A 19,153-nucleotide genomic window follows, 5' to 3' on the forward strand; every position below is an offset into this window, starting at 1 on the left:
CGTAAATCAGGCATTCTCACCGAAAAATGTCCCAGACGGTGTGTGCGATTTCCGGCAGCCGGGAGATCAGTTCGCCGCTACACCCGGCGCCGGATCGTGCCGCATCACCGCGAAAACCTCGCCGAGTTCGGGCACCGACCGCTCCAGTTCGGCACTGAAGTCGCATTCACATTCCAGCTGGCTCAAAGTGCCGACCATGGTGAGCGCGGCCCGCGCGAACGGGGTGCATTCCGGTGGCAGCGTCAGCTCGCGCATCACATTCGTCAACCGCAGGGCCGTAGTGCGCAGCACCTGTTTGCGCAACCACGGTGTGGTGATGCGGAACCGCGGATGCCGCACCGGCTCCGCGCACGCCGACAGTGCCACATCCAAGGCGACTGCGTCGAGAGTCCTTCCCGGAAAAGCGAACCCGTGTGTACGCACCGCCGTCTCCAAGGCCGCCGGATCGCCGTTGAAGATCGCGTCGCACATCTCGACCACCAACCGGGTGAAACCCGGATGCGGCCACGGCGCGCATGCACCGAAATCCACCACCCCTAGCCGGTCGTCCGCGAGCAGGCGCAGATTGCCGGGATGCGGGTCGCAGTACAGAAGCCCGTGCTGCTCCCAGCCCGTCAGCACGAACCGCATCATCGTCTCGCCGACCCGGTCCCGCTGCGCCCGACTGCCGGACTCGATGATCCGGGTGGCCGGAATGCCCTCGAGCCATTCCGAAACCAGCACATCGCCATGCTGTGCCAGGACCTCCGGTACCCGGAATTCGGCACTCCCGGCATAGACCCGGGCGAAGGTCCGCTGATTATCTGCCTCGGCAGCGTAATCCAGTTCCGCGCGCACACTCTCGCACAATGCCTCGGTCACCGATTTCACATCCGCGCCCGGCAGGAACACCGAAGCCAGCGTGGAGATCCGTCGCAACTGCACCAGATCCGACTCCACCGCCGCCCGGGCACCCGGATACATGACCTTCACCGCGACCGCCCGCCCGTCGTGCCAGATCCCGCGATGCACCTGACCGATCGAGGCAGCCGCCGCCCGCCGATCGTCGAACTCCCGGAACAGCTCCCGCCAATCCGGACCCAGATGTTCGGCCAGTACTCCGTGCACAGTGGTCGGCAGCATCACCGGCGCCGAATCCTGTAACCGGGCCAGCGCGGCCTGATACGGCGCGGCGATATCGCGCGGCAGGGCGAGCTGATAGATCGCCAGCAACTGGCCGAGCTTGGCGGCGCAACCCTTCAACTCGCCCAGCACCTGGAACATGTGCTCGGCGGTCCGGGTCTGGATTTCCCGGTTCACCTCCCGCGCCGGACGGCCCAGTGCCCGGCGGCCCGCGCCCGCCGCCTGCCGGCCCGCGAACGCGACCGGTAGCGCTACGAGTCGGGCGCTGCGCAGCGCCCGTCGCACCGGGGGCGCGCCAGGATCACGTCGACTGCTCATTCCTCACCCCAGAAGCGATTCGCCTGTTCTCCTGTGCAGTCTGGCATATTTGCGCATAGACTGTCTGGGACGTATCAGCTGCCGAGAAAGGTGCATCCATGGGGTCCCGGACGGTGGTCGCCGATGTCGCCGACGAACTGGCACGGCGGGTCGCCGCAGGGGAATATCAGCCCGGCGAGCTGATGCCCTCGGTCCGGCAGGTCGCCGAAGAGTTCGAGATGAACCGGGCAACCGCCCAGCTCACCCTCGGCCGACTGGAATCCTACGGGTTCGTCGAGGCCCGGCGCGGTAAAGGTTTCACCATCCGCGAAGTCCGCGCAGCCGGCGGCCTGGACGTCTACCGGCACCTCTTCCGGTTCTCCGTCCCGATGCCCGAGGTCGCGATCGAGATGTTCCGCGATATCGTCGAGGTCGAACGCGGCATCGTATTGGACGCATTGCTTTCCTACACCGGCCTCGCTCACGGCGCAGCCGCAGCCGCCGGAGTCGATCTCGCCGAACTGAAAGCCGAGATCGACACGCTGGAAACGCTGGCGCGACTGGATGTTCCCGACTACCGCCGGATCCTCGCCATCGAGATCGACGTAGTACGCAAATTGCTGGTGGCACTCGAATCGAGCATGCAGCGAGCCATTCTGAACTCCATCGGCGAAATGGTGCTCGAAGTCCCCGAAGCCGTCGACGCCTATTTCGCGGGCGCCGCCGACCTGCACGTCCTGGTCTGGCGGGCACTGATCGCGGTCTGGGAATCGGAATCCGGCCCCACTCCAGCACAACTCGCGCTCTTCGAGGACCTGTTCGGGATGTACCACAACAAAGTTGTCGCCCGGTTCGAGGAACTGCTCGGCGCCGAAGGCGAAGTCGAAGAAGTCCACGCGGCCACCGCTTGAGTGCGGTCGCAGCGCAGCCCCCGACGGGCGGAAGCCGTCTGTAGGGCGGGTGGCAAGCTCACCGTCGACCGAGAATCCGGTACCAGCGTGAATGCTGAGTGTTGGGCTTGCTTGTGGGAGTTGGTGGTGAGCTCGTTCGTGGCGGTGAGGGGTGGGGGGTGCCCGCGGGGGTGAGCTCGGTCGTCAAGGTGAGTGGTGGGCTTCTCGCGGGAGTGAGGGTGAGGTTGCTCGCGAGGGGTGGGAGGTGAGCTTGCTCGTGAAGGTGAGAGGTGAGGTTGCTCGCGGGAGTGAGGGTGAGGGTGAGTGGTGGGCTTCTCGCGGGAGTGGGGGTGAAGTTGCTAGCGAGGGGCGAGGGTGAGGGTGAGTGGTGGGCTTCTCGCGGGAGTGGGGGTGAAGTTGCTAGCGAGGGGTGGGAGGTGGGCTTGTTTGTGAGGGTGAGAGGTGGGCTTGTTTGTGAAGGTGCTGTGTTTATTGGCGCGCTGGCGCGCGCGGGGGTTGAGGCCCTGAAGTCTCGCCGTTCAGGCCTCGAGACTCGCGCCTGCGGCGCATGCGCTTCGAGGCCTGAACGGCGAGACGGCCTCAACCCTTTGGGGTGTCTCGTAAGACTCGACTCATTGGGTTGCGTCGGGATTGGTGGTCTCGGGCGGCATGCAGGTCCGGCCGTGCGGTAGGCCTGTATCCGGTTCTCTTCGCGGACTGGCGCGCCTGCACGGTGCCGAGTTTTACGAGGCCCACAAAGGTCGAGGCCCGTCCCGCCGTTCAGCGCCCGAAGCGCATGCGCGAAGCGCGAGTCTCGGGCGCTGAACGGCGGGACTTCCGGGGGCCTCGACCCGCGCCGCCGCAGGCGGCGCAAATAGACACAGTTCAGATATCGCCGTTCAGCTTGTTCAACCGCTCGCAGGCCGTTACGTATTCGTCGACCAGCCGGCTCATGACCTCGCCCGAGCGCTCCATTTTGTTCATCATGCCGACCACTTGGCCGACCGGGTTGAAGTTCACGTCCTTGGCGGCTTCGGGGTAGCGGTGGCCGCGCTTCACGCCGTCCAGGGCGACCATCATCTGCAGCGGCATCGGGAGTGGGTCGGGGGTCTCCGCCGATTCCCAGGCGTCGGTCCAGTCGTTGCGCAGCATGCGGGCCGGTTTACCGGTCCAGGCGCGGGAGCGGATGGTGTCGTGGCTGGTGGCGTCGATGTAGGTCTTCATCTGGGCGGGCGGCACATTGGCCTCTTCCACCGTCAGCCAGATGGATCCGGTCCACGCGCCCGCGGCGCCCATCGCCATCGCGGCCGCGATCTGGCGGCCGTCGCCGATACCGCCGGCCGCGAGCACCGGCAGATCGCCGACGGCGTCGATGACCTGCGGCCACAGGACCAGTGAGGAGACCTCACCGCAGTGGCCGCCGCCTTCGGTGCCCTGGCAGACCACGAAGTCCAGGCCGGCGTCCTTGTGGTTCAGGGCGTGCTTCACCGAACCGCACAGCGCGCCGATCAACCGGCCGGATTCCTGGATCTGGGAGACGAATTCCGGCGGGGGGGTGCCGAGCGCGTTGGCGACCAGCTTCGCCTTCGGGTGCCGCAGGATCACCTCGACCTGCGGGGCGGCGGTGGTGGCGGTCCAGCCGAGCAACTGCGGATGGACCTCTTCTTCGGGAAGCTTCGGGACGCCGTGGTCGGCGAGGATCTTCTCGGCGAAGTCGCGGTGGCCCTGGGGGACATGTTTGACGAGTTCGGCCTCGAGCTGTTCGGGGGAGAGGCCGTCGATACCTTTCCCCTCGTATTTGGAGGGGATCACCAGGTCGACGCCGTAGGGGTTGTCGCCGACGTGCTCGTCCAGCCAGGCCAGCTCGACCTCGAGCTGTTCGGCGGTGAATCCGACGGCGCCGAGGACGCCGAGACCGCCGGCGTTGCTGACCGCGGCCGCCACGTCGCGGCAGTGGGTGAAGGCGAAGATGGGGAACTCGATCCCCAGCCGGTCGCAGATATCGGTACGCATGGCGGTGCTGTCTCCCTATGGCTGGAACAAGTTACATAATTGCCGCGCGGCGGCTGATTCGACCGCTGTCACCCGTAGGCCTCGAATATGCCGCACACCTCCTACAACAGTGGCCGGCGCAGCGGAACCCGACAGGTGTCACACCTTGAATGTAACACGTTCTAGTTTTATTGGAACCGCTTCAGCCGTGCGTCCTCCGCCCGGCCTCGTTCATCAGGTCGCCCGGCTCCCGATCACCCGCGGAGGTTCGCGGCGCCCGCAGCGGAACCTTCAGAAACAGCCAGAACAGCAACACCAGCAAGGTGGCCCGCCCCCAGACCCCGAACCGGACCACCGCCTCCATCAGCTCGACCGAATCCCCGGTGCCCATCGTGTAGAAGTAGCGGAAAACGCCCACCCCGATCGCTATATCGGCGACCAGATAGCTCCACACCACCGGCCACGGCACCGCCAGCAACACCAGAAACGGGATCAACCACAGCGTGTACTGGGGTGAATGCACCTTGTGGAACACCAGGAATCCGCACAGCATCGCCCCGCTGACGCCGAGCCACGGATACACGCCCGATTCGGCATAGCGCCGCCACCCCGCCCACAAGGCCACGGCGAACGACACGATGATCAGAGTCGGTGAGGCGATCGAGACGATCTCGGAGAAGGCGGAGCTGCTCAGCGGATCCGAACCGAACAGCGGTCGCAGGCCCCAGTACCAGATCGAGTTGGTCGTGATATCGGCTTCGCGCTGCTGCTGAAACTCGATCGAAGCCCGCCAGCCTTCGTAGCCGGCGAGGGCGAAAGGCAGATTGAACGCCGCCACTGTCACGGCGGCGGCGGCCCCGGTTATCAGCGCACCGGCGATATCCGGGCGCCGGCGGACCCTCGGCTCGGCGTGCTCTCGCTCCCCGCCGGTCAGGACATACAGCATCAGTGGGACCACGAAGATCGCCGGATAGATCTTGAAACAGAACCCCAACCCCAGCAGCATCGCGGCCAGTGCCCCCCGTACGCGCAACGGATACCGGGTCGAGGCCATCATCGCGGCGGCCGCCACGGTCGTGCACACCACCGGTAGTTCCCAGTTGTGGAACGCGTAAAGCACCAGCGGCGGCCCCGCCGCCCAGAGCAGCGCGGCCCGGCCCGCCAACCGGGCCAGCAGCCAGGCGGTGACCAGGGCGAACGGCGCCAACAGCAGGGCGGACCGAAGGAGGAAGGCTGCGTCGTTGTGCGCGCCCAGTGCGCCGAGCCACATCAGCAGTCCGCTCAGCACCGGATATTCGACGGCGCCGCCGGTCAGTGTCCCGTCGGCGGTGATCCCGCCGTGTACATAGGGAAAAATATGCTGATCGATATCGCGGCCCAGCCAGAGGAACTGGATATCTGAATAACAGACCCGGGCGTCCTTGATGTAATCGAAGGCGGCACTGCGGCCGTCGGCGCGGAAAGGCGATCCCGCGCACCGCGCCTTGTTGAGGAATGCGACCAGCAGTGTGGCGCCACACAGCAGTACGACTGTGAGAATGGTCGTACGCCGGGCCACGCGATCGGCCCCGAACGCACCCGCGGCCGGTCCGATCGACATACGACCACCCTAGTGGGCGCTATCTGGGCCCGCTGTTCGATCGAACGGGCTCCGGCCCGCCGTGTAGCTCGCTCACGACCTGGTCACGGGTGCCGGATGAATACGGAGAATACACCGCCCCCTGGTGATAGGAATCCATTTCGTAGTCGCGACGGCAGGGCTGTCGCGATATCGAAGATCGATTTCGCTGCGGGCCGGGCACTCAGGTACTCTTGCCCGGTTGCTGACGCGACGACCTCCTGCCACGGACCGTCCGTGGCCGACACCCAGACCACAGGAGGTGATTGGTTCGTGCGTCATTATGAAGTGATGGTCATCCTCGATCCGAGCCTGGACGAGCGCACCGTCGGACCGTCCCTGGAAAATATGCTCGGCGTTGTCCGTACCGAGGGCGGCAAAATCGACAAGGTCGAAATCTGGGGCCGTAAGCGCCTCGCCTACGAGATTCTCAAACAGGCCGAAGGCATCTACGCGGTTGTCGATCTGACCGCCGAGCCCGCCACTGTGAACGAACTCGATCGCCAGCTGGGCCTCAACGAGCAGGTCCTGCGCACCAAGGTTCTGCGCAACGACAAGTAGTTCCGGTCGCTACCGCTGTTTCGTCGGAGCCTGTCTCTAGGCTCTAGCGCAACAGGCGAGTGCACCCGGACTGCACACCGAGCAGGAGGAACCCCCCATGGCAGCTGGCGATACGGTAATCACGGTCATCGGAAATCTGACGGCCGATCCCGAGCTTCGATTCACGCCCGCGGGCGCGGCGGTGGCGAATTTCACCGTCGCCTCCACGCCCCGGATCTTCGACCGTAATACCAACGAGTGGAAAGACGGCGAGGCGCTGTTCCTGCGCTGCAATATCTGGCGCGAGGCCGCGGAGAACGTCGCCGAAAGCCTGACCAGGGGATCCCGTGTGATCGTCAGCGGGCGGCTCAAGCAGCGCTCCTTCGAAACCCGTGAGGGCGAGAAGCGCACAGTCGTCGAGCTCGAGGTCGACGAGGTCGGCCCCTCGCTCAAGTACGCCACGGCCAAGGTCAACAAGACCAGTCGTGGTGGCGGCGGTGGTGGATTCGGTTCCAACAGCGGCGGTGGTGGTAACAACAACGCCGGCAACGGTGGCGGTGGACGTTCCGAGCAGGGCGCAGCTGAAGACCCATGGGGTAGCGCGCCCGCAGCCGGCTCCTTCGGGGGCGGCCGGGTGGACGACGAACCGCCGTTCTGAGACGGCCCGCATCGGCCCGCGACGGCGGGCCACCAAGAATACGGAGTGAACGAAAATGGCCAAGGCACCGGCGCGCGAAAAGGTGCTCAAGAAGAAGGCTTGCACTTTCTGCAAAGAAAGCAAGACCGGAATCGTCAACATCGACTACAAGGATGTGCAGCTGCTGCGCAAGTACGTCAGTGAGCGCGGCAAGATCCGTGCTCGCCGGGTCACCGGCAACTGCGTACAGCACCAGCGCGATGTCGCCATCGCGGTGAAGAACTCGCGTGAGATGGCGCTGCTGCCCTACGTTTCGACGGCTCGCTGAGAAAGGTCGGTAAAGCAAATGAAGCTCATTCTGACTGCCGATGTGGACAACCTCGGCGCTCCTGGCGACAGCGTCGAGGTCAAGGACGGCTATGGCCGTAACTACCTGCTGCCCCGGGGTCTGGCGATCGTTGCCAGTCGCGGCGCGCAGAAGCAGGTCGAGGGCATCCGCCGGGCCCAGGAGTCCCGCCGGGTGCGCGATCTCGGTCATGCCAACGAGCTGAAGCAGGCCATCGAGGGTTTGGATTCGGTCTCACTATCGGTCAAGACTGCGGGCACCGGCAAGCTCTTCGGTTCGGTAACCCAGTCCGATGTCGCCGCCGCGATCAAGACGGCGGGCGGTCCGGTTCTGGACAAGCGCAGCATCGAACTGCCGAAGTCGCATATCAAGGCCACCGGCAAGCATCAGGTGACCGTCCATCTGCACCCGGACGTCGCCGCGAAGTTTGCGCTGGATGTCGTGGCCGCGGCCTGACCCGGTTCTGCCACATATACCCGAACCCGGGGATCACGTCCGATCGCTGAAGATCGGACGTGATCCCCGGTCGGTTGTGTTCTCCCATGGAAACGGCATATTAGCCGCTGGTTTGCGGCATTCATTGTGACGGCAGGTGCCCGCATGTTCGCGGGTGATGCACGTTCGTACCGCGCGTGCCTTATCCACAAGATGTGAGTCCTGTGGATCAATCACAAAACCAACCGGACGTAATGTGATCCACGTCATATCTGTTCGCTTATCCGTTAACTCAACACGCCCGGCTGTTCAACATCTCCGACACGCCGATACTTTGTTTATCCACACTGCGGGGGCCTCGAAAATCAGCGTCTAGCTGGGTATTTTCTGCGGCTGACCTGCATTTTCCCCAAGTTATCCACAAGTTGTGCACAACGAGGGGTGAACTATCCCCAGGTTATCCACAGGTCTGTGCACAGCCTCGGTTGGCATGTGGATAGAACGTCGCTTAGGTTCGTCGCAGCACCACTGGCAACACTCCGCCGCGATGTGGGGTATCAGCCCTATCCGGGTGATAGCTGGTACGTCTGACCACTGGTCATCGGCATCTCGGAGTGCGATCTGTCGGTCCCGTGGGGTAGAACCGGTCGTCGAAGGGTGGCGTCCGGTCTGAAGGAGAGGACGGTCGAGTCGGATGGCAGTCGTCGATGACCGCGGGCACAGGGACTTCCCGCCGGAGCCGCCCGGTGAGGATTTCGGGCGCCAGCCGCCACACGATATGGCGGCTGAACAGTCGGTGCTCGGCGGCATGCTGCTCAGCAAGGACGCCATTGCCGATGTGATCGAGGTACTGCGCTCCGGCGATTTCTATCGCCCCGCACACCAGGCCGTCTACGACGTCATCCTCGATCTCTACGGTCGTGGCGAACCCGCCGACCCGGTTACCGTGGCAGCCGGCTTGGACCGCGGTGGTGAGCTCAAGCGAATCGGCGGCGCTCCGTACCTGGTAACCCTCACGCAGACCGTTCCCACCGCGGCGAATGCCGGCTTCTACGCCGAGATCGTCGCCGAGAAGGCGATTCTGCGCCGGCTGGTGGAAGCGGGAACCCGCATCGTGCAGTACGGCTATGCCGGCGCCGACGGCCGAGACGTCGCCGAAGTAGTGGACCGCGCCCAGGCCGAGGTCTACGAGGTCACCGAACGCCGGACCGCCGAAGATTTCCTCCCGCTCGAGGAATTGCTCCAGCCCACCATGGACGAGATCGACTCCATCGCCTCCCGCGGCGGAATCTCGCTCGGTGTGCCCACCGGATTCACCGAACTCGACGAGGTCACCAACGGCCTGCACCCCGGTCAGATGATCATTGTGGCGGCGCGGCCCGGTGTCGGCAAGAGCACTTTGGGAATGGATTTCATGCGCAGTGCCTCGATTCGGCACGGACTGGCGAGCGTTATCTTCTCGCTGGAGATGAGCCGGACCGAGATCGTCATGCGCCTGCTGTCGGCCGAGGCCAAGATCAAACTCGGGGATATGCGGGCCGGGCGGATGAGCGACGACGACTGGACGAAATTGGCTCGGCGAATGAGTGAGATCAGCGAAGCACCGCTGTTCGTGGACGATTCGCCGAACCTCACGATGATGGAGATCAGGGCCAAGGCCCGCCGGCTCAAACAACGGCACGACCTGAAGCTCGTCGTGGTCGACTACCTCCAGCTGATGAGTTCCGGTAAGAAGGTCGAATCACGTCAGCAGGAAGTATCCGAATTCTCGCGGCATCTCAAGCTTCTGGCCAAAGAACTGGAAGTGCCTGTGGTGGCGATCAGTCAGCTCAACCGTGGTCCGGAACAGCGGACGGACAAACGCCCGCAGGTATCCGATCTCCGCGAATCCGGTTCGCTGGAACAGGACGCGGATATGGTCATCCTGCTGCACCGGCCCGACGCGATCGAACGTGATGATCCGCGCGGTGGTGAGGCGGATCTGATCCTCGGTAAACACCGTAACGGTCCCACCGCGACCATCACGGTGGCGCACCAGTTGCACCTGTCGCGGTTCGTCGACATGGCCCGGGGCTGAGAACTCGAGCGGCTCGGCTGTCCTCGGGTGACTTCGGGCCGGCGTTGGAGCAGTTCCTCGGCACCGGCACGGGTCTGTCGGCGGCGTCGATCACCCGGCTCACGACGCAGTGGCGGGACGAAGCCAAATCCTTCGGGCAGCGTGATCTGTCGGGCACCGACTATGTGTACCTGTGGGTCGATGGAATCCACCTCAAAGTCCGGCTCGACCAGCAGAAGCTGTGCCTGCTGGTGATGTTCGGCGTCCGGGCCGACGGCCGCAAGGAGCCGACGACGCCAGCCCCGGAGGCCGTGCGGACGTCGCATGACTACCGATGACAGAGGAGATCCCGTGTCCGAACCAGTCTGGAAGCTCGCGAACGCCGATGAGCTGATCGGGGAGATCCACATCACCGACGGTGACTTCCCGTGGTTGTCGGGCACCTTCATCCCACATCCAGGTTTCGCACAGTTCAAACCACTGTTCGACCGCGAACTCCAACTCATCGACGGCCCCGGCAACCCGGACACCGGGGATGCGATGGAGGCCTGGGAGGAGACCTACGAAGCGATCAGCAGCGCACTCACCCTGATCAACGACCGCGGCACGCCTGTCGCGGATTTCCTGCTACACATCCACGAGGGCGACGCATGGTTCCGATGGTCCGACGAGGGGCGGGATGAACCCTGAAGGCCGCGGCGTTGGGCGAGCGATTTTCCCCACTCCTCGCGCGCGGTCATTGCAGCCTCGTCCTCGGTATGCGCTGCCGGTTCCTACCCGTGGACCTCCTCGCCCGACCCGGCATGCTCGTCGTCCACTGATCCGGCAGACCGAACCCCTACCGAGGAAACCTGATGATCAATACTCGCCTGGCCGGCCGGACCGTCCTGGGCGAGTATGTCGATCCGCCGGTTCACGATCACCGAGTGCACCGCTTTGGCGGCCGGGGCGAGCAGGCCGAGCGCCAGGGCCCACCAGTGGTCGACCTCAGCGCGCCCTCGACGACACCCGCGAAGAAACGCCACAGATTCGAGACCGATCACGGTGGCCACCCAGTTGGCCATGATCTCGAGATTCGGCTTCTCGGCCACCAACTCTGAGCCACCGCTGCGGCGATAGTCGAGGGCAACCGGCGACCAGGCGAAGCCATACGATCTCGAATATGAACTCATCACCCGCGGTCCCGCCGGATCCGGTGCTGGCCGCGTTCGGCGCGGCCGGGGCGCCTGTCGTGCTACCCGGCGGTAAGGACGGGACCTGGCGCGTCGGCGATCTGGTTGTCAAACCAGTCGAGCATCTGGCGGAAACGCTCTGGCGCGCCGAGGTTCTCACCGCACTACCCGACTCGGCGCAGTTTCGGATCGCCCGTCCTGTCCAAGCCGCGGACGGGGCATGGACAGCCCGGAACTGGGAGGCATGCCAACTCGTTGCCGGCCGGCCGGACCTCAGCCGACCCGACGACGCGCTGCGCGCCGGGATCGCCTTCCATAAGGCGATCGCGGACCTACCCCGTCCGGAGTTTCTGGACTTGCGCGCCGATCCGTGGTCTATCGGTGACCGAGTCGCTTGGGAGGAACTCCCGGTCGACGGTTGTCCGGCCGCGATGAGCCTGTTGCGACCGCTGACCGGAGCTCGCCGCCCAGTCGATCTCATGCCGCAGGTGGTGCACGGCGACTTGATCGGCAACGTCCTGTTCGCGGAAGGTCTGCCACCGGCGGTCATCGACTGGGCACCTTACTGGCGGCCCGCTTCGTGGGCGTCCGCCGTCGCTGTCGTCGACGCGCTGTGCTGGTTCGGAGCCTCAACCGAACTGGCCGTGCGATGGTCGCATCTGCCGGCGTGGGGTCAGATGCTGATCCGCGCCCTGATCTACCGGATCGCCACCGACGAGGCATTGCTCGGGCCTGGCGGGTGGACGCTGGACCGGGTCGCCGTCTATCGGCCCGTGGTCGACCTTGCCATCGCCTACGCCGACCTCGACCATTGAAACCGCCTTGGCTCCACTCGGTGCGGATACCGACCGAGGCTCCGCAGTCCGAGGTCGCTCGCCCGTAGTCGGCATTCCAGCTCATCGGCCATCGCATCGGCCGCGGCCGCACGGTTCTCTGGTCGAATTAGGACAATAGCTGTCCTGATTCCACGACACACTCGGATCATGAGCGAAACCGAATCGACTGTGGGGCAGCCGGAACAGGGCGACTTCACCGAGTACAACGATCCGAACGCGCCGTGGAACCAGGATTGGGACCAGCAGGGCGGGATCGCCGACTGGAACGACGACGTGATCAAGGAGTTCCGGGAGAACTCGGGCAAAGTGGGCGGTGCGTACGCGGGCGGGGACCTCATCCTGCTCACCACCACCGGAGCCAGGAGCGGCAAGCGGCACACGACTCCGCTGGGACCCCTGTACCGGGACGACATCATGTACGTGAGTTCGTTCATCGAGGACAAGTACCCGGCCTGGTGGTACAACATCAAGGCGAAACCGCAGGTCACCATCGAGCTCCGGGACAAGACCTACCAGGCGACCGGCAAGGTGCTCGAAGGTGCGGATTACGACGAGTTCGCGTCCTGGGTGCTGGCCAACAACCCCCTGCTGGCGGATTTCCAGTCCAAAGTCGACCGGCCGCTGCCGCTGGTCGTGCTGACTCTCGACGGCGAGGGCTGAGCGCTCCCGGGAACCTGCCGGCCGCGGTGCGTCGAATGGTGCGCACCGGGCTGGGCGGCAGAACCGGGATGCCGCCGGAGGTCGCACTCGGTAGTGCGTCCTGTATGCCTCGCAATGTGTGCACAAAGCTCTGATGCGATCTGCACCTCCCGGTGGGCCGACTTCGTCGAGACGCCTTGTCGCAATCAACTGGTTGCTATAGATTGTTGCAATCAGTTGGTTGCTATACCTGGAGGTCGCCTTGCCCCTACCCGATCGCATCGAGCGTGATCTCGAATTACACCACCGGCCCGAAAAGGTGTGGAAAGCCTTGACTACGCCCGAAGGGCTCGGAGGCTGGTTCGGTTCCCGAGCCGAAATCGATGACCTGCGCCCCGGCGGCACAGTGCGGGTGTGGTGGGACGGAGACGGACCGCACACCCTGCGGATCCAGATCGTCGAGCCGCCCCGCCGTTTCGCGTTCGCCTGGGCGATCGAAGGGCTACCGGCCGGTGATCCACGCCGCACCCACGTGGAATTCACGCTGGAGCCGACACCCACCGGCACCCGGCTCACGATGGTGGAAACCGGCTTCGCGCAGTTGCTCGACCACTCGGCCCAGGCGTACGAAGGCAATACCAATGGGTGGGCGATGGAACTGGCCGAGCTGGCCGAGTATCTCGATGCCGCGGCCTGACCATCCCGACACCGAGCTGATCGCCCAGGCGGTATTCACAGCGCTGGCCGACCCGACGCGACGCGGCATCCTCGCCGAACTCGCCGCGCGCGGTCCGGCGACCGCGACAGATCTGGCGGCTCGGTTGCCCATTTCGCGCCAGGCGATCGCCAAACACCTCAACCTGCTGACAGATGCCGAACTCGTCCATGCCGAGCCCGGACAGCGGCGCCGGATCCACTATCACCTGCGAACCCAGCCGATGGTCGTGGCCCAGTCGTTTCTCGCCGCGCTCGCACACACCTGGGACGGACGCCTGAGCGCGCTACGTGACCACCTCGATCGGACACAGGAGAACTGAACCATGACCCCAAAATTCCGCGGCGGGCACAACATCGCCATGAAACTTCCCAAAGCACAGTTCGACCGGACCGTCGCCTTCTACCGTGACGTACTGGGCATGGAAGTCACCGACAGCAGCGGCGAAGCTGTCGCCGAAGGAGTTGTCCAGAGTGCCTCGGTACGGTTCGGGCCCGTCACGCTGTGGCTCGACCGTGTCGACAACTATGCGCGCGCCGACCTCTGGCTGGAACTTCTCACCGACGACGTCGACCGGGCAACCGAGCATCTGGCCGCATACGGTGCACCCGTGCAGGACGAGCTGGAACCCTTCCCCGCGGGCATGAACGCCCACTGGATCAGCAATCCGGTCGGCGTCCCGCACATAGTCCGGCTCCCCGCCGACGGTGAGTGATCGCTCGCGAGGACGACCGGACGAATCTCGCGTGACGGATGAGCGAGATCAGCGAATCGCCGCTGTCGAGGCGGCGACTCTCACTCGACCAATGCGCTGACGAGATCGACGGAGGCGAGGGAGAGCTCACCGACGATCACCCTCGTGCGCAGTGAATCCGCCTTCCCCGGAGGGAGCGCGGGCGCGTACTTCCGCAGCTGCTCCACCAGCGTGGAACGATAATCGTTCCGCACTCTGTTCCTCGTTCTCTCCCGGGCAGGACGGATCACAGGTCCCGAATGACCCGGCAGGGGTTACCGGCGGCGAAGACTCGCGCCGGGATATCCCGGGTGACCACGCTACCCGCGCCGATCACCGCGTTCTCGCCGATCGTGACCCCAGCACAGACGATGACCCCGCCGCCGAGCCAGGCATTGTCACCGATCGTGATGGGAGCGGCGGATTCCCAGCGGGCGCGGCGCAGTTCGTGATCATCCATGGGGTGTAGCGGGGTGAGGATCTGCGCGCGGGGACCGATCGATACGTCGTTGCCGATGGTGACGGGGGCGCAGTCGAGGATCACGGCGTCGTAGTTGAGAAAGGTGTTGCTGCCGATCCGTGTCGGATAGCCGTAGTCGCAGCGGAAAGGCGGCATGATCACCGTGTCGGTACCGCAGCCGCCGAGCAGCCGGTCGAGGATCTCCTGTCGTTCGGTATCGGCCTCGGGGGGCGAGTCGTTGTAGCGGGCGATCAGTGCGCGGCAGGCCAGGCGTTCCGCGACGAGTTCGGGGTCGTTGTCGCGATAGAGATCGCCGCGCAGCATACGTTCCTTGTCGGTGGCCATGGACCCGATCCTGCCGGATCACCGCGATCGGATGCGCCGACCCGCTGGCAGCGCGCTGTCGAGAGGCCCGTGTCGATTCAGGATCAGTGGATCGTTTTCCCAGTTCACAGCCGTAGGGTGGTAGGTGCGGGGTTCGCTCGTCGAGGAGGACGGTAATGACCGGAAGTCCACGATCGATCGCCGGAGTCGAGCCGGCGCTGCCCCGGGGTGCCGATGCCGAGCGCTTCGCCGGGTACGGAGTGATGGGGCAGCCGTTCACGAGCGGCCACTATCTGGCCTTCCGGCATTTCGGCGCCAGTTCGGTCGGTCCCGGGTACGAATCGGTTTGGCACCGGAACCCGGCCGAGGAATGGGTCATCTACAGCAGTGTGGCGCCGGAGATGAGTTGTCCGCGCTACTACGGTTCCGCGCTCACGGATACGCGAGTCGCGGATATCTCGGTCACCTGGACCGGCCCGTTCGCTTTGACGGTGGAGATACCGGACAGGCTGGTATGGGACATCGAGTTGGGACAGTCGGCGGCGACGGCGGCGATGACGGGTCTCGGCGGCGCGATGCCCTCGGCGCTGTGGCGTAACCCGGCTGTGTTGTCGGTCATGTCGCGGGTCGCGGGCCCTGCGCTGGGAGTCGGGCGGGTGCGGTTGCGCGGCACCACTCCGAACGGGCAATGGTTCCGGACCAACCCGAGGTTGCTGTGGACGGTCGATCGCACGGTGGCTCGTATCGACGGTGTCGATATCGGCCCGGCCGGGCCCTTGGCCGGGCAGACGAGACTGGGTGAGTTCTGGCTGCCGCAACGCGGCATTTTCGCGGTGGGTCAGGCGTACTTCGAAGCGTCCGGCCGTTGAAACGACGGCGGGAGCGGACCTCGAGGTCCGCTCCCGCGATATTCGAGCCGGTGGATCAGCTCACCGGTGCCGGTTCAGATACCTCGGCGGGTTTCGGGTCGTCTTCCTTGCGGTTACGGAGGATGCTGGAGAGCACCGCGGCGCCGATGAAGGCGATGCCGATGAGACCGGTGACGAGTTCGTGGACGTGGATATCGCCGACCGTGATCAGCAGAATCAGGGCCAATGCGCCGATAGCCCAGTGCGCACCGTGCTCGAGGTACACATATTCGTTCAGTGTCCCCCTGCGCACCAGGTAGACGGTGATCGACCGGACGAACATCGCGCCGATCAGGCCGAGGCCGAGGGCGATGATGATCGGGTCGGCAGTGATGGCGAACGCGCCGATCACGCCGTCGAACGAGAACGAGGCGTCCAGGACCTCCAGGTAGAGGAAGAGGAAGAACCCGGCCTTACCGGTGGCCTTGGCCAGTTCGGACGGGCCGCTCGCCGCTTCCGCCTGTTCCTCGACGTGGAACATCGAACCCAGCCCGTCGACGGCGATGTAGAGGATCATGCCGAGCAGGCCGGCCAGCAGGACGGTGGAGCGCGTGTCGTCGTGCGCGAGGAACTCCGCCGCCAGAACCAGGCCGATACCCGCCACGACCACCGACATCATGTCCAGCTTGCCCGCCTTGGCCAGCGGGCGTTCCACCCAGGACAACCATTTGATTTCCCGGTCCTCGAAGATGAAGTTCAGGAACAGCATCGCCAGGAACATGCCGCCGAACGCCGCGATCTGCGGGTGGGCGTCGGTGAGCAGGGTCTCGTAGCTGGGGCTGCCGTCGGGGAAGAAGGCGGCGTCGTCGGCCGGCGGGTTCAGCGCGAGGTCGAAGGCCTCGACCGGGTTGAGTCCCGCGGTGACCCACACGATGGCCAGCGGGAAGACCAGCCGCATACCGAAGACGGCGATGAGGATGCCGATGGTGAGGAAGATCTTCTGCCAGAACTCACTCATCTTTTCCAAGACGGTGGCGTTGATAACAGCGTTGTCGAAGGACAGCGAGACCTCGAGGATGCCGAGGATCAGGCAGAGGGCCAGGGCGGTCGGGCCGCCGTAGAGGAACGCCACCCCCAGCGACAGCACCGTGACTACCAGGGATAAGCCGAATATGCGCAGGACCACGCTGGGACCTTTCGTGTGCGGTGGCCGGACTGCGGTCGGTATCCCGGCCTGTACGAGAAACCTGATCGGCGATATGGACGACCAGCCACCAGCGTTGCCGCCGACGGCCTATTTGTCCAATTTGTCCCCTCGCGCCTCTGGGGGCAGAGAACGAGGGGGCCCGTCGCCGGACCCCCTCACGCTACCCGGAGGTGTGGATCGTCAGACGTTCACACCGTAGTCACGCGCGATCCCGGACAGGCCCGACGCGTAACCCTGGCCGATGGCGCGGAACTTCCACTCGGCCCCGTTGCGGTACAGCTCACCGAAGACCATGGCGGTTTCGGTGGAAGCGTCCTCGGAGAGGTCGTAGCGGGCGAGTTCCTCGCCGTTCGCCCGGTTCACCACGCGGATGTATGCGTTGCGCACCTGACCGAACGACTGCGAGCGGCCGTCCGCCTCGTAGATCGAGACCGGGAAGAAGATGCTCTCGATGGTGGGCGGGGTGTTGGCGAGGTCGACGTTGATGACCTCGTCGTCGCCTTCACCCTCACCGGTGGTGTTGTCGCCGGCGTGCTCGATCGCCCCTTCGGGGGACTTGAGGTTGTTGAAGAACACGAAGTGCTGGTCGGAGACGACTTTCTTGTCGGCTCCGGTGGCGATCGCGCTGGCGTCCAGGTCGAAATCGGTGCCCGTGGTGGTGCGCACATCCCAGCCCAGACCGACGGCGACCGCAGTGAGGCCCGGAGCCGCCTTGCTCAGCGAGACGTTGCCGCCCTTGGACAAACTGACACCCATGCGGGATTCCCTTTCGTAGTCGTCTGTGATTCCCAGCATGTCGGTAACCGCCGGGTACGGAATACGACAGTAGTGGTTTTCGGTGAACTTGCGTACAAACTCGGGCAAGCCGGTCATCGGCACTCGTGGGCGATGTAACCGGAAGCCCTGGTGCCGAGCACTTTCGGAGTGACCGGTTCGCCTGCCGGGTAGCTCGGGCGGCGTTCGACGCGCCCGGGCGGTGTTCGACGTGGTGAGCGCGGACCCGGGCGGTACGCCCGGTGGCGGCGCGCAGGCGGTCGGATCTCATACCATCGGGTCTGTGGCAGGCCGCAGGCGTGGATGGTTCCGGTCGGGGGAGGATCCGTGGTTCGAACAGACACGGTCGGCGCTGACGTCGGCGTTCCTGGATATGGACCGGCGGCAGTCGGCCGCGGATGCGGCCGCGGCGGCCGCCGACGAGATGTTCCCGGAGCGGGACCTGGGTCGCCGCTGGGCAGCGGTGCGGGAAATCTGCTACGCGGCCGCGGAGGCCTACCTTCAGCTGACCGGTGAGCTGGACCAAGACGAGCAGACCGGTGCCCGCCGGCCGGACCGGCAGCAGCGGGTGGACGCGGTGGTGCGGCAGCTGGGGAGCGCCGCGCAGCAGGTCGATCGGTTCTATCACGGCGACCGGGGCACGCTCGAAGAAGCGGTCGCGGTGCGGCGGGCGGTGCCGGAGCTGGTCGAGCGGGTCGCCGCCGAGGCGGCACGGGTGCGCAGGCAGGCGGCCGAATCGGAGTACGCCGATTACCCCTCCGTGCGTGATGGAGCCGCGGCTGTGGATGAGGCAATGGTCACATCGGCGGCGGTCCCGCCGGACCAGCGTGGCCGGGCGCGCGCGGCGGCCAACCGGCTGGCTTCCGCTACGGCCGATTTGTCGGAATCATTGGCCCAGGCTCCATCTCGGTCCGGAGCCGCGCGCAAGGCGGTCTCATCGGTCACCACCAGGCTTGCGGCGGTCCGCACGCGGGCCGAGAGAATCGGGCCCGCGCATTCGGCGCTGCTGCGTGAGTTCAATGCTGCGAGTTCGGCCGATCTGGCAGACAATGAGCGCACCAGCGAGCGTCATATCGCCGCCGCGGCCGAAGCCCTCGCCGGGGCGCGCGCCGCCGCGGCCGAGAACACCCCGGAGCAGGCCCTTGAACTGACCACCACCGCGCGCGGCCACCTCGCCGACGCCGAACAACTGGTCGATGCCGTGACCAAACGGTTGACCGAGTTGCGGGCGGTCCGCGACGATCCGCGACAACGCGCCGAGACCGTACGGTTCCGGCTCCGGGATGCCCAGATGCTCGCCGTGTCAAGGGGACTGGTGCCGGAATGGGGTTCGGTGCTGGACGCTCAGGTCGATCGCCTCGACCGGGTCGCCGCATCCCTCACCGGGCGGCACCCCGACTATTGGGCGTATGTAAACGAACTCGACACCATCACCGAATTCATTGCCGGGATTGTCGAGCGGATGCGCAAACAATCACCACCGGGACAACGACGAGGATGAAACGGGGGCTC

Annotated in this window: 22 protein-coding genes and 1 pseudogene; 15 read left to right on the plus strand and 8 right to left on the minus strand. The window is 65.4% G+C overall.

Translation table 11 applies throughout. The annotated features are described in order from the left end of the window. Positions 1-66: 66 nt before the first annotated feature. Positions 67-1,440: an ABC1 kinase family protein gene (locus OG405_RS26100; protein ID WP_327149051.1), complete on the minus strand. Its 1,374-nt coding sequence runs from the start codon at positions 1,438-1,440 to the stop codon at positions 67-69. Between the two features lie 98 nt (positions 1,441-1,538). Between OG405_RS26100 and OG405_RS26105 the strand changes: the two genes are divergently transcribed. Further along, entirely contained in the window at positions 1,539-2,330 is a 792-nt protein-coding gene (locus tag OG405_RS26105; RefSeq protein WP_327149052.1) for a winged helix-turn-helix domain-containing protein, read from the plus strand. Positions 2,331-3,194: 864 nt separating this feature from the next. Here the strand turns inward: OG405_RS26105 and OG405_RS26110 are convergent. Next, positions 3,195-4,322 (minus strand): nitronate monooxygenase family protein, encoded by a 1,128-nt coding sequence (locus OG405_RS26110; RefSeq protein WP_327149053.1) that lies wholly within the window; start codon positions 4,320-4,322, stop codon positions 3,195-3,197. A gap of 181 nt (positions 4,323-4,503) precedes the next feature. Then, on the minus strand, positions 4,504-5,901 hold the full coding sequence (locus OG405_RS26115; protein ID WP_327149054.1) for a hypothetical protein: 1,398 nt from the start codon (positions 5,899-5,901) through the stop codon (positions 4,504-4,506). Positions 5,902-6,192: 291 nt separating this feature from the next. Here OG405_RS26115 and rpsF point away from each other — a divergent pair, with 291 nt between their 5' ends. The 7 genes and pseudogenes from rpsF (at position 6,193) to OG405_RS26150 (ending at position 10,623) form a co-directional block, all read left to right on the plus strand. Continuing rightward, positions 6,193-6,480 carry a 30S ribosomal protein S6 gene (rpsF, locus tag OG405_RS26120; RefSeq protein WP_327152529.1) on the plus strand — a complete coding sequence of 96 codons (288 nt, stop codon included), beginning with the start codon at positions 6,193-6,195 and terminating at the stop codon, positions 6,478-6,480. Positions 6,481-6,577: 97 nt separating this feature from the next. Continuing rightward, positions 6,578-7,117, plus strand: coding sequence for a single-stranded DNA-binding protein (locus OG405_RS26125; protein ID WP_327149055.1), 540 nt, complete (start codon positions 6,578-6,580; stop codon positions 7,115-7,117). Between the two features lie 55 nt (positions 7,118-7,172). Beyond that, positions 7,173-7,424, plus strand: a complete 252-nt coding sequence (gene rpsR, locus OG405_RS26130; RefSeq protein WP_327149056.1) for a 30S ribosomal protein S18 — start codon at positions 7,173-7,175, stop codon at positions 7,422-7,424. A gap of 18 nt (positions 7,425-7,442) precedes the next feature. Continuing rightward, positions 7,443-7,898: a 50S ribosomal protein L9 gene (rplI, locus tag OG405_RS26135; RefSeq protein WP_327149057.1), complete on the plus strand. Its 456-nt coding sequence runs from the start codon at positions 7,443-7,445 to the stop codon at positions 7,896-7,898. Positions 7,899-8,571: 673 nt separating this feature from the next. Beyond that, the gene (gene dnaB / locus OG405_RS26140) at positions 8,572-9,954 is read left to right on the plus strand and encodes a replicative DNA helicase (protein ID WP_327149058.1); all 1,383 of its coding nucleotides are present in this window, start codon (positions 8,572-8,574) and stop codon (positions 9,952-9,954) included. 17 nt (positions 9,955-9,971) lie between these two features. Next, positions 9,972-10,220 (plus strand): annotated as a pseudogene (locus OG405_RS26145) (transposase); the annotation flags it as partial. A 64-nt stretch (positions 10,221-10,284) separates the two neighbouring features. Continuing rightward, on the plus strand, positions 10,285-10,623 hold the full coding sequence (locus tag OG405_RS26150) for a hypothetical protein (protein ID WP_327149059.1): 339 nt from the start codon (positions 10,285-10,287) through the stop codon (positions 10,621-10,623). A gap of 83 nt (positions 10,624-10,706) precedes the next feature. Here the strand turns inward: OG405_RS26150 and OG405_RS26155 are convergent, their stop codons facing one another. Further along, complete coding sequence (locus tag OG405_RS26155) at positions 10,707-11,105, minus strand: hypothetical protein (protein ID WP_327149060.1); 399 nt, start codon at positions 11,103-11,105, stop codon at positions 10,707-10,709. Between OG405_RS26155 and OG405_RS26160 the strand changes: the two genes are divergently transcribed. From OG405_RS26160 to OG405_RS26180, 5 genes are all read left to right on the plus strand, one after another. Further along, a complete protein-coding gene (locus OG405_RS26160) occupies positions 11,096-11,920 on the plus strand; it encodes a TIGR02569 family protein (protein ID WP_327149061.1) in 825 nt (274 codons plus the stop codon). The two genes, OG405_RS26155 and OG405_RS26160, sit on opposite strands and share 10 nt — an antisense overlap. Positions 11,921-12,088: 168 nt before the next feature. Beyond that, a complete protein-coding gene (locus OG405_RS26165; RefSeq protein ID WP_327149062.1) occupies positions 12,089-12,601 on the plus strand; it encodes a nitroreductase/quinone reductase family protein in 513 nt (170 codons plus the stop codon). Positions 12,602-12,911: 310 nt separating this feature from the next. Continuing rightward, on the plus strand, positions 12,912-13,277 hold the full coding sequence (locus tag OG405_RS26170) for an SRPBCC domain-containing protein (RefSeq protein ID WP_327149063.1): 366 nt from the start codon (positions 12,912-12,914) through the stop codon (positions 13,275-13,277). Further along, the gene (locus OG405_RS26175; RefSeq protein WP_327149064.1) at positions 13,264-13,617 is read left to right on the plus strand and encodes an ArsR/SmtB family transcription factor; all 354 of its coding nucleotides are present in this window, start codon (positions 13,264-13,266) and stop codon (positions 13,615-13,617) included. Before OG405_RS26170 ends, OG405_RS26175 begins: the two co-directional genes overlap by 14 nt. A gap of 3 nt (positions 13,618-13,620) precedes the next feature. Beyond that, entirely contained in the window at positions 13,621-14,010 is a 390-nt protein-coding gene (locus tag OG405_RS26180) for a VOC family protein (protein ID WP_327149065.1), read from the plus strand. 80 nt (positions 14,011-14,090) lie between these two features. On the opposite strand, the gene OG405_RS26185 is transcribed toward OG405_RS26180, so the two are convergent. Together OG405_RS26185 and OG405_RS26190 are read right to left on the minus strand one after the other, a co-directional pair. Further along, on the minus strand, positions 14,091-14,243 hold the full coding sequence (locus OG405_RS26185; RefSeq protein ID WP_327149066.1) for a hypothetical protein: 153 nt from the start codon (positions 14,241-14,243) through the stop codon (positions 14,091-14,093). 32 nt (positions 14,244-14,275) lie between these two features. After that, the gene (locus tag OG405_RS26190) at positions 14,276-14,833 is read right to left on the minus strand and encodes a sugar O-acetyltransferase (RefSeq protein WP_327149067.1); all 558 of its coding nucleotides are present in this window, start codon (positions 14,831-14,833) and stop codon (positions 14,276-14,278) included. Between the two features lie 155 nt (positions 14,834-14,988). Here OG405_RS26190 and OG405_RS26195 point away from each other — a divergent pair, with 155 nt between their 5' ends. After that, a complete protein-coding gene (locus OG405_RS26195; RefSeq protein WP_327149068.1) occupies positions 14,989-15,681 on the plus strand; it encodes a hypothetical protein in 693 nt (230 codons plus the stop codon). Between the two features lie 55 nt (positions 15,682-15,736). Here OG405_RS26195 and OG405_RS26200 read toward each other — a convergent pair whose 3' ends face one another. Together OG405_RS26200 and OG405_RS26205 are read right to left on the minus strand one after the other, a co-directional pair. Next, positions 15,737-16,846 (minus strand): DUF475 domain-containing protein, encoded by a 1,110-nt coding sequence (locus OG405_RS26200; protein WP_327149069.1) that lies wholly within the window; start codon positions 16,844-16,846, stop codon positions 15,737-15,739. A gap of 201 nt (positions 16,847-17,047) precedes the next feature. After that, positions 17,048-17,623 (minus strand): TerD family protein, encoded by a 576-nt coding sequence (locus OG405_RS26205; RefSeq protein ID WP_327152530.1) that lies wholly within the window; start codon positions 17,621-17,623, stop codon positions 17,048-17,050. Positions 17,624-17,924: 301 nt separating this feature from the next. Between OG405_RS26205 and OG405_RS26210 the strand changes: the two genes are divergently transcribed. Further along, entirely contained in the window at positions 17,925-19,142 is a 1,218-nt protein-coding gene (locus tag OG405_RS26210; protein WP_327149070.1) for a hypothetical protein, read from the plus strand. The last annotated feature ends 11 nt before the right edge of the window (positions 19,143-19,153 follow it).

Origin of the sequence: Nocardia sp. NBC_01329, from assembly GCF_035956715.1 — a bacterium.
Lineage (GTDB): Bacteria > Actinomycetota > Actinomycetes > Mycobacteriales > Mycobacteriaceae > Nocardia.